This window comes from Bacillus sp. CR71 (assembly GCF_003429245.1).
Lineage (GTDB): Bacteria > Bacillota > Bacilli > Bacillales > Bacillaceae_G > Bacillus_A > Bacillus_A thuringiensis_S.
The window spans coordinates 5,889,592-5,900,243 of record NZ_CP031748.1 but is presented as its reverse complement, the minus strand read 5'-3'; the positions used below and the strand labels follow the sequence as shown (position 1 = coordinate 5,900,243).

Genomic DNA, 10,652 nt, shown 5'->3' with positions numbered 1-10,652 from the left:
GCATGGCTATAGCCATGCCGTTGCGAAGACAAGTGGATTCGCTAAGGAAAACGTGGATATAACAGTTGCTCTCCACGCTAAATATGGAGCGACAGGCGTAGGCTTAAATTGAAGTTTTACAGATACATATGGAGTAGCGGATTGACACCTTATGGTGTGCGGCGTATTTGCCGCGCACCATAAGGTGGATTATGCCCGTTTGAGCGTGAGCGAAAACGGGCCGACCGAAGGGCGGCGAAAATATGGGAAGACGAAGAGGATCTTCTAAGGTATCGCTTGTAAGACAAATCGAAAATGCGGTAAAGGAAATTATTTGTGTTGGACAATCAAAATATGAAGCAAAAAAGGAAGGGCGACATACGGAAGGGTTATATTCTTTTAAACATATTCAAAATACGATGTCTGTTTCAATTGATTTTGCTCGTTTTTGTAGAGAACAATTTGAAATTACACGGATTATTCACTTTAAACAAGAACACTATCATGCTTATTTACAGCATAAAGAACAGGAAGGAGTGTCCAACGGACACTTGATGAATATTGAAACCGGATTAAGGAAGTTGCAAATAGCAATGCATAGACAAGCTGAGAAGCTTCAGAAAGAGCCTATAAGCTTTTGTTCTGAAAAAAGAGTGTGCAACTATCAAAAAAGTAAGGAAGCCCCTGAGAATCGCTCTATGAGCTTGAGAGATGCTAATAGATTGATAGAAAGTGTATCTTCTGTTCATGTTCGAAATGCATTCCAATTACAATTACATTTAGGTCTTCGTGCGCGAGAGGTTATTAACTTAACTCCGGAACATTTTGATTTAAAAAATAATGTTTTGAAGATTGAACAAGGAAAAGGAATTACAAAGGGTGGGCGGAGACGTGAAGTTCAGATTCCGGAACATGTAAAAGATAAGATCCGTCAGATGATTGGAGATAAACAATTACATGAAAAAATTATTCCGGTTAAAGATAATACTTTGAGAGCCGCGTTACTTAAAGCTAGTAAAATAACAGGAATTCAAACAAATGGAACCCATATGTTTCGCCATACATTTGCTAGAGAACGTTTTAAAGAATTATTAGGGGATTCCTATGAGCGAGGACAGGAAGTCTTGGTTTATATCTTGAAAAATCATGAACAAGGAAAACGTGCGGATTATGGGGTTAGCCAAGAGTTTAAAGGTATATATCAGAAAGTACAGGGTGTAATGAATATAGTTCATGAAGAATTAGGGCATGGAAAAGGAAGGTTAGATTTAGCACAGATATATTTAAAATAGATTTTTATAGGTTTAGTTGATTTTTTAGTTGGATAGGTGGATACTAACCTTAGTAAATCGAGTTAATAAAAACCTAGGTTTTTTACCCAGGTATTAAGGTGGATATTTTTCAAAATAACCATGGGTATTTTGAAAAGCTTGGTTTTTATCTAGGTATTGGAGGTAGGTAAAAAGGTGGATAAAAGTGAATACTTAGGTGAAGAAAATCCAGGTTATAAGGACATGACGGTTAAAGAAGTAGCATTATATTTAGACGAATCCCCAAACATTGTTCGAAATTGGATGAAAGAATTAAGAGCCCATATTCCTTTAGAAAAAAATGAATCTGGTTATAATGTTTTTAATGAAAAAGCACTTGAGGCTATGAAAATAATTAAACAATTGCATAGGGAGCAAAATTATTCGATACGACAAATCGAACATTATTTTGCTACAGGTGGAGAGAGTATAAAACCTGTTCCTAGTAAAGAAGTTGGGGAAATTTTAGCTGAAGAATTAAAAGCATTGAAAAATGAAGTTAGTAGATTAAGAGAATATAGTGAGAAACAAGAAGGGTTTAATAAGTTGTTAATTGAACAATTACAAAAACAACAAGATTATATTGATAATAAGTTAGAAAAACGTGATCAACAGTTACTTGAAACAATTAGAGAACTGCAGGAATCAAAAGCATTAACAGCATCTACGGAATCAAAAGGATTTTTTGCGAGGTTATTTGGAAAATAACTATTATGCGATTTATAAACTGAGTCCTGGCGTTTATGCCGCGAAAGTTCCTTGACGATGAGGGGAACCCTCATGCAAACTCGCCAGGGGTGGCCCCAGAAGGGCGGTTTTTGCCCGCTGGGGTTAGCTTTGGGAGTTTGAGGGTTCGGAGGCTCGTGGTCAAGGGAACCGTGGAATAAAAAGCGAGGACGGACCCCAGGACAGGGCAAAAACCAAGGTCTTCGCCAAGATTCGTGGTTCTACTGTTAGAAAAAGGTGAATAAGAATATAGCATAAATACAATAAAGGAATGCAATATAGATTAATTTATATGCATTCCTTTATTGTATTTATATGTTTTTTATTGAATAAAAGTAATTATTTAATTTTTGAACCTATCCATTGGCCTAATTTTTTACCCCATTCTCGTGGATAATGTCCTGCATCAGTTCCAATTACTTTTCCTCCGCCATTAGTGTTTAATAATTCTTTTTTAGATAAAGTTTCAAATTTGTTATTTTTCATTTTTAAACTTCCTTTCTTTTTATATTTATTAATTATTCTAAATAGATTATACAATAAAATATATTTATATTGCAATTTTATAATTTTTAAATTTTGAGTATATTCTTTTTTTATTAAAAATTAACCCTTTAGATATCAAGTTTTGTTAGGTCTTTTCTAACCTGTCACTTTTGTTGACAGAAAACAATTATGTTTTTTTTAATCTTTTTATTTAGATTAGAGTGGAGATGTCTTAGGACAGGGGAATAGTCAATGTTTTTGGCAAGATTCGTGGTTCTACTGTTAGAAAAAGGCGAATAAGAATATAGCATACATACAATAAGGGAATGCAGTATAGATCAGTTTACAAGCATTCCCTTGCTATAAGCATGTTATTTAAATTTTAGTATCTTATACGATTTAAAGAGTTTATGTAAGGTGTTTTGTTATTAGATCTAATGTATTAAAAATACAGATTTTGTATTGTAAGAGAAATTATGTTATCTATCTCGTGTATCCAAAACACAATCCCAAATGCTGATACTGTAACACGTGCTTTTTCATTTTTTTTATAATAAATCAAATAAGCATAATTATAAAGAATTCCTGTTACTGTAATACATATTACATAAGTTATCCCAAATGGATGATATAAACCAAACATTAATGCTGCAATTAAAACTATTAATAAATCATGTTCACGAATCCAGGGAATACAACGAAGAATCCAGAATAAAAAAACCTGGAAAATTAAAGTTTCTACTATAGGGGCTATAATTAAAACGGATAAAATTTGCTGATATATAGGTTCATTCTCAGCGGGGTTACTTTGTATCTCTGGTAAAAATAACATAAATGGTCTGGTAATTAAATAGCTTAAAACTACCATAATCAATATAAATGATATTGGATGTAAATTCACAAAAAATTGATGTATTTTTTTTATCATTTATTATCTTTCCTTTTCAATTAAAATATAAAAATACTTAATATGAATCCTTTCTTTATTTTAAACTATTCATCATTATAAATATATAATTAATAATACAAAGAGGATTCATAAAAAATAATGAATCCTCTTTGTATTATTTGAATATTACCATTTTCCGTATGGAGCACCATGTTTATATCGACTATCTGTTCGACCGTAAGTACCATATGTTTTTTCGCGGCAATAATCATTATCCCAACATTGTTTTCCAGCTTTGATAATAGGACCGAAAATTCCTCTTGCTCCACCATTTGTTTGAAGTTCTTTTTCATTAAGTTCAGCAAATTTTGTGTTATTTAAATTCATGCTGTAAACCTCCCTTTAATATTTTAATATTTAGAAATATTCATTTCATAAACTTATTCTAATACAAAATATGTAATTCCAAATATGCAATTTTGCATATTTGGAATTTTTTTATAATTTTTACTATAAATTTATTTTATTTTATATAATGAATTATAGATGGATATAAAATAGTGAAAGAAGGATTGAATTTGTTTAAAAAGTTTAAATGTATTCAACAGCATGATTTAAAAGATTGTGGACCTGCATGTCTTGCAATGATATCAAGACATTACGGAATTTCTATTTCAATTGCTAAAATTCGTCAAATTGCAGGGACAGATTTAGAGGGTACAAATGTACAAGGGATATTGGAAGCTGGAGAAAGACTTGGTTTTGATGTGAAAGGAGTAAAATCAACAGATCCTACACTTTTAAATGAAATTCCTTTGCCTGCAATTGCTCATTTAGTAGTAGATGGTGAATTACTGCATTATGTAGTAATTCATAAAGTAAAGAATAATAAAGTATATGTTGCAGATCCTGATAGTGGGTCTGTTAAATATAAATTGGAAGACTTTTTAAAGGTTTGGACAGGGATTTTAATTTTGATGAGTCCAAAACAAAATTTTGAGAAGGTAGAAGTATCTAAAGGGGTATTTTCTCGTTTTTTGTTTTTATTGAAGCTGCAGACTAATTTGTTATTTCCAATTTTTATTGCTTCTATATTTTTTAATCTGTTTGGTTTTGCTGGAGCATTTTATTTTAAGTTGTTAATTGATGATATAGTTGTAAACCAATTAATGGAAACGCTTCATATTGTGTCTATAGGAATTATTGTTTTGTATATTTTTAAAATTTTGCTCTCTTATTTTAGAACGCATTTAATTTTATATTTGAGTAGACGTATAGATATTCAGTTAATGCTTGGATACTATCGTCATGTAGTTGGTTTGCCGCTGCATTTTTTTGAAACAAGAAAAGTTGGAGAGATTATTTCGCGGTTTATGGATGCTGGAAAAATAAGAGATGCATTATCAACGATAACTGTTACATTAATGATTGATACAATAATGGTAATGCTAGGGGCAGTATTGTTATATGTGCATAGCTCAATTTTATTTGGAGTTACATTGCTATTAGTTCCCTTTTATATAGGTATTATTTGGGGATTTCATAAACCTTATCAAAACATTAATCGTAAAGAAATGGAGAGTAATGCTAAATTAACATCTTATTTGGTGGAATCTTTAAACGGTATTGCAACAGTAAAATCATATAATGCTGAAAAAGAAGTCTTTTTTCAAACAGAAAGTCGTTTTGTTAATCTTTTGAGATATGTATTTAAAAGTGGAATTTTAGCTAATTTACAAAGTTCTATTAAAATGGGACTTGAATTAATTGGTGGGACAATTATTTTATGGGTTGGTGCGATGGAAGTGTTAAAAGGGAATATGACAATTGGGGAATTAATTTCTTATAATGCGCTTTTGGTTTATTTTTTGAATCCAATTGAAAATTTAATAGGAATTCAGCCTACAATGCAATCTGCATTAATTGCGGGAGAACGATTAAATGAAATCTTTGATTTAGATTTAGAACAAAATGAAAAAGAATATAATAAAGTTTCCCCTAAAAAGTTATCTGGAAAAATTGAATTTGTGGATGCTACATTTCGTTATGGGACACGTAAGAATGTATTAAATAATATAAGTTTTTCTATTGATCCAGGTAGTCAAATTGCGTTTGTTGGGGAAAGTGGTTCTGGAAAAACTACTATTTCTAAATTATTAATGAATTATTATGATCTTAATCAAGGTGATATATATTATGATGATTATCAAATTAAAGAGATAAATAGAGTAGCATTGAGGAATCGTATTGCATATGTTTCACAAGAATCGTTTTTCTTTAGTGGATCTATTTATGAAAACTTGATATTTGGATTGAATCGTGTAGTTTCACTAGAAGAAGTTATTCAAGTATGTAAGCAAGTTTGTGCACATGATTTTATTAGTGAATTACCATTACGTTATGAAACGATTTTAGAAGAAAATGCTTCAAATTTATCTGGAGGACAAAGACAAAGATTAGCCATTGTAAGGGCATTGTTAAAGAAACCAGATATTTTAATTTTAGATGAAGCTACTAGTAATTTAGATTCCACAACAGAAAAATTAATTACAGATATGCTAAAAGAATTAGGTTTACTAGGAATAACGGTAATTATGATTGCACATAGATTAAGTACGATTCAGCATGCAAATAAAATTTTTGTAATGAAAAATGGAAATATTATAGAACAAGGTTCTCATGAAGAATTATTATTTATGAAGGCTGAATATTTTCGTCTTTGGAAGAATCAAACGATTCATGTAGAACATATAGAAGAAAAATCTTATGTAATGAGTGGTGGTCAATATGAATAAGATTTATTCTTTTGATCAATTAACGGATAGTGTAGAACTGCTAGAAAGAAAGCCACCTCGTTTTATTATGGGATTGCTATGTTTTTTATTTATGAGTTTATTACTTTTTATGATTTGGGCATATATAGGAAAAGTAGATATTGTAAGCAAAGGGACTGCAATGATACAAGGTAAATATGATGTGAGCGTATCGAGAACGCAAATTGGAGGAATTGTAGATACTGTTTCTGTTAAATCAGGTGATGAGGTAAAAAAAGGAGACGTTTTAATTCAATTAAAAAATCAGGAATTAATAGATAAACAGAATCAATTGGATCAAATTATTAAACATTTAGAAAAGAAAAAAGGAATGTTAGAACAATTAAAACAGAGTATTCAAGCTCATAAATTGCTCTTTCTGGGTGATACAGATAAAAAGATTATAGAAGAATATAAATCATATGAACAAACTTATCAATCTTTACAAAATGAAAAAGATAATGAAATAAAAGTTATAGATAATAATAAAATTATTGGTGAGCAAGATGAAGTATTACAAGGTTTAATTATAGATAAAGAAAATATACAAAAAGAAATAAATTCCATTAAAAAACAAAAAGAGACTATATTAGATGATTATAAAAAATCTCTGGATGATAAAATAGAATCTTTAGATTCTCAACGGAATGGTATTGAAAAAAGGATTCAATTAAGAAAAGAAACCTTACAAAATGAAGGGAAAAAAGTTGATATTGTTAAAAAAGGAAAGCAAGAAGAAAAGAAAAATGTTTTAAATCAATATAAAGAAAGTACAATTGTTTTAGTTAATCAGCGAATTGAACCTTTAGAGCAAGAAATTTTCATGAAAAAGCAAGAATTGGATGTGTTACATAATCAAAATGATATGACAAGTATAAGGGCGCAAAGAGATGGAGTTGTACAATTTCCCTCTGCTATACAAAAAGGTGATCTAGTTGATTCTGGTCAAGAGATAGTTTCAATTATCCCTAAAAATACTGAGAAAAAGATTAGAATTTTATTACCGGCTCAAGATATAAAAGGCATTAAAAAAGGGGATAAAGTACAATATTCGTTTAAACTAAAGAAATCTGATAAACAAACAGGAATAGTAACTTATTTATCAGCACATCCTATTTTTGATAAGGATTCTAAAGGGTATGTGTATGAATTAGAAGCAACAATTGATATACAGGATTCACATGAGTTGTATACAGGGATGGTAGGTAGGGCTTCTGTAATAATCGGAGAAGAACGAATTTGGAAATTTATATTAAAGAAATTCGATTTTATTTCTAATTAATATTGAAAGAGGCTAATCTTTTAAATAATAAGGATTGGCCTCTTTTATTTTTCACTAAAATTGGTAGTTCAAATATAAAATGTATCAAGTATGTTATCTTTTTCTTCTTTATTGATACAAATATATTTTAAAGTGATTTGTGGTGTACTATGATTTAAAATTTCTTGTAACATAGCAACATCTTTTGTTTGTTTATAGAACCAATAACCGAAGGTTTTGCGCATGGTATGAGTTCCGATGGATTCTATATCGGCAAAATCTCCGGCTTTTTGCAATTGTCGATAAGCCTGGATCTTACTAATAGGTTTGTCTCCTTTTCGGGAAGGAAATAACCAGGTATTATCTAGAGTTTGAGCATAAGAGTGTACCTCATCAAAAATGGAAGTAAGGTTAATCATCCGTTCTTTCTTTGTTTTTCCTTCTTTGATTTTGAATTCTTTTCTCTTTTTCTGTTTTAATTTTAGTATGGTTTGTGTTTCGAGTTGGAGTAGATCACTCACTCGTAATCCAGTATGGATTCCGATAAGAAACAGAATATAGTCTCGTTCGGAGCAATGACGTTTAAGAGCCCATTTCATATCTTCAATCTGTTCTTTGCTACGGATGGGTTGGACATCAATGAGATGTGGTTTTTTGTTCATGATTTTTAACCTCTTTATTTATAGTGTTTTGAATGTATACTTTTGTTGTGTATTTTGAGGATATCAGGAAATTTGATGTGAAGTCAATGTTTAAGGGAAATGAATGTAAACTAATATTTAAAAGTTTACATTTGATAAAAGTAAAAAAAGTCCTATGTTTATGGGATTCTTTTTTATTTTTTGGATAATATTGTATCAATTGAATATAGATGATAATTTAGTAAAGGTTTGTTTTATTTTGTTGAGGATTAATATCTTAATAATCATTGATAAATAAAGGGTTTAAACAATGTATAAAGCTTTTTGACATATTAAAATCAGCTTTTATAAAGATATTTGCTACTATAAATAATTACCTTGAACTATTTTTGATGTAGAAGGAGCGAACGAAATGAATCTTAGTAAACAAATTAAAAAATATCGAGATAGGGAAGGATTTTCTCAAGAAGATTTAGCTGAAAAAATTTATGTTTCTCGTCAAACCATTTCAAATTGGGAAAATGAAAGAAGTTATCCTGATATTCATAATTTATTGCTTTTAAGTGTTCTTTTCGATGTTTCTCTAGACGATTTAGTTAAAGGGGACGTGGAAATGATGAAAAATAATCTTCAGCAAGTTAAATTTAATAAGTTAGGACAGGTAATGGCTATATTTTTGATTTTAGCTGTAGGATCCATGGGATTAGTAATTAAATATTTTGGTAACGTAGGTTTAATTATTCCATTTGTTTTTTGGGTAATTGCTATGGCAGCAGCTATTAAAATTGACATAATTAAGAAGCGTGAAAATATAAAAACATACTCTGAAATTGTTGCTTTCATGGAAAATAAAGATGTGAAAGCGGAAAGAGACAAGCGAGATAAGAAAAAATACATCATTCAAAAAACGTTGATTGTTGTAGGGGTTTCGTTGGTTTCGGGAATTATTGCCCTTTTGAGTTTTTCGATATTTTTATAAAGTGGAAAAAGAAAAAGAGTTCTATATACAGAACTCTTTTTCTTTTAGTTATAACAAAAAAAGCCAATCATGATATAATTGAATTGTCGAGAAACAACTATAATGAGAGGCTTTTTTTATTCTTATAAAATTCTAATTACATAATAGCACAAAAAGAGTCTCTGTACTAGTTGTAAATACTAGGAACGAGGAGAAAAGTTATGACAAATACTATCAATTTAAAACAAGCTGAAAAAAATGCAAGATTGAGAGAAATCGGGGATTCAAAGATCTTGTCAGAAGAAGAGATGTATTTAGCAAATGAACTTCAAGCAAAAGCTAATTCGCATGGTATGAAGTTAGTACCTGAACGGAAGATAAAAAACAAAGCTAAATTCGCTCAAATTATTCAAGAGAATTGGTTATATCTTATTCAAAATAATTATTTAAAAAACGAAGAAATTATGTTTTTAAACAAAATCATTGGATTTATAGGTTTTCGTTCTAATTGTATTGTTCATGATATTAATGCAAAAGAACAATTACCTATGACTCAAACAGAAATTGCAGACAAAATAGGATCTAGTAAAAATACAGTTAGTAGATTAGTAAAGCAATTAATTGAAAAAGGTCTAATTGGACGTTTTGAATCGGGTAGAGATGGGATTAATGCTAGAATGTATGCATTGTACATAAATCCTAATGTAATTCTTTGTGGAGATCGTGACAATATCAATCAAACACTACAAACTATGTTTATAAGAAAGCCCAAAGAATTAAAAAATTTACCAATAAAATTAGTGTAACCTGTATGAATCACATACAGGTTTTTTTATGTTTTTATAGTTATCGAATTCGATAACTAAAGTTATCGAATTCGATAACTATAAAAACTCCCAAACCCCTTGATATTACTGGGTTTTTTATACTTTTGTATGCTTGTCCCTTCTCACTCTCTATATAGAGAGCTAAAAGTTCCGCAAGGAACGGGTTGTATTTTCTTTCGCTTTGCTACAGAAAATCTCCACCCTTTACGCTTTGCTACATCCTTGCAAAACTTTTTTCGGCTCGGTTTTTGGCGGCACCAAGCCGATACATCCAAAAGCAACTATTTAGGTTTATCGGCTTGAATTTGCTATTATACGAGCCGAACCGCTAGTGCACTCGAATCATAATTTCATTTACCATATGGATAGATACGTAATACGTGGGGTTTCGCCCCCACACGACGAACCAGCCTCTACTCCAAAAGTCAACGAAAACCATTGATGGAAATACCCAATTTATGTTAAATTAAATATAGATTTACTTTTTTCTTTTTATTTCGTTTAAACATTCAAGAGCCGTTTCGCGGTTCAGATTCAGACACTTATTTTGTGTCTATGACTCTGAGTCCGGAACGGCTCTTTTTATATATAATTATTTATTTTTAATAAGATCATGAAAATGAACAAATGTGTTTTGGGATGAAACAATATAAAAAAGGAGTGAGGACCGGAAGGTACGAGAGAAGCATGGCTATAGCCATGCCGTTGCGAAGACAAGTGGATTCGCTAAGGAAAACGTGGATATAACAGTTGCTCTCCACG

Annotated in this window: 10 protein-coding genes; 6 read left to right on the top strand and 4 right to left on the bottom strand. The window is 30.5% G+C overall.

The window, feature by feature from the left end; translation table 11 throughout:
* The first annotated feature begins 242 nt into the window (after positions 1–242).
* Positions 243–1,271, top strand: a complete 1,029-nt coding sequence (locus DOS87_RS29795) for a site-specific integrase (RefSeq protein WP_098770447.1) — start codon at positions 243–245, stop codon at positions 1,269–1,271.
* Positions 1,272–1,445: 174 nt separating this feature from the next.
* Positions 1,446–1,997 carry a MerR family transcriptional regulator gene (locus DOS87_RS29790; RefSeq protein ID WP_098770446.1) on the top strand — a complete coding sequence of 184 codons (552 nt, stop codon included), beginning with the start codon at positions 1,446–1,448 and terminating at the stop codon, positions 1,995–1,997.
* Positions 1,998–2,354: 357 nt separating this feature from the next.
* Here DOS87_RS29790 and DOS87_RS29785 read toward each other — a convergent pair whose 3' ends face one another.
* The 3 genes from DOS87_RS29785 to DOS87_RS29775 all read right to left on the bottom strand — a co-directional run bounded on the left by DOS87_RS29785 (position 2,355) and on the right by DOS87_RS29775 (position 3,777).
* Complete coding sequence (locus tag DOS87_RS29785; RefSeq protein WP_170265049.1) at positions 2,355–2,501, bottom strand: hypothetical protein; 147 nt, start codon at positions 2,499–2,501, stop codon at positions 2,355–2,357.
* 442 nt (positions 2,502–2,943) lie between these two features.
* Entirely contained in the window at positions 2,944–3,429 is a 486-nt protein-coding gene (locus DOS87_RS29780) for a CPBP family intramembrane glutamic endopeptidase (RefSeq protein ID WP_098770445.1), read from the bottom strand.
* A gap of 147 nt (positions 3,430–3,576) precedes the next feature.
* A complete protein-coding gene (locus DOS87_RS29775; RefSeq protein ID WP_071742573.1) occupies positions 3,577–3,777 on the bottom strand; it encodes a hypothetical protein in 201 nt (66 codons plus the stop codon).
* A gap of 191 nt (positions 3,778–3,968) precedes the next feature.
* On the opposite strand from DOS87_RS29775, the gene DOS87_RS29770 reads away from it, so the two are divergent.
* Positions 3,969–6,185 carry a peptidase domain-containing ABC transporter gene (locus tag DOS87_RS29770; RefSeq protein ID WP_098770444.1) on the top strand — a complete coding sequence of 739 codons (2,217 nt, stop codon included), beginning with the start codon at positions 3,969–3,971 and terminating at the stop codon, positions 6,183–6,185.
* Entirely contained in the window at positions 6,178–7,485 is a 1,308-nt protein-coding gene (locus DOS87_RS29765; protein ID WP_208730171.1) for a putative HlyD family type I secretion protein, read from the top strand. Before DOS87_RS29770 ends, DOS87_RS29765 begins: the two co-directional genes overlap by 8 nt.
* 68 nt (positions 7,486–7,553) lie before the next feature.
* On the opposite strand, the gene DOS87_RS29760 is transcribed toward DOS87_RS29765, so the two are convergent.
* A complete protein-coding gene (locus tag DOS87_RS29760; RefSeq protein WP_098770442.1) occupies positions 7,554–8,126 on the bottom strand; it encodes a tyrosine-type recombinase/integrase in 573 nt (190 codons plus the stop codon).
* Positions 8,127–8,517: 391 nt separating this feature from the next.
* On the opposite strand from DOS87_RS29760, the gene DOS87_RS29755 reads away from it, so the two are divergent.
* Positions 8,518–9,084, top strand: coding sequence for a helix-turn-helix transcriptional regulator (locus DOS87_RS29755; RefSeq protein ID WP_098230096.1), 567 nt, complete (start codon positions 8,518–8,520; stop codon positions 9,082–9,084).
* A 200-nt stretch (positions 9,085–9,284) separates the two neighbouring features.
* Positions 9,285–9,869, top strand: a complete 585-nt coding sequence (locus DOS87_RS29750; protein WP_098770440.1) for a MarR family winged helix-turn-helix transcriptional regulator — start codon at positions 9,285–9,287, stop codon at positions 9,867–9,869.
* Positions 9,870–10,652 lie beyond the last annotated feature (783 nt).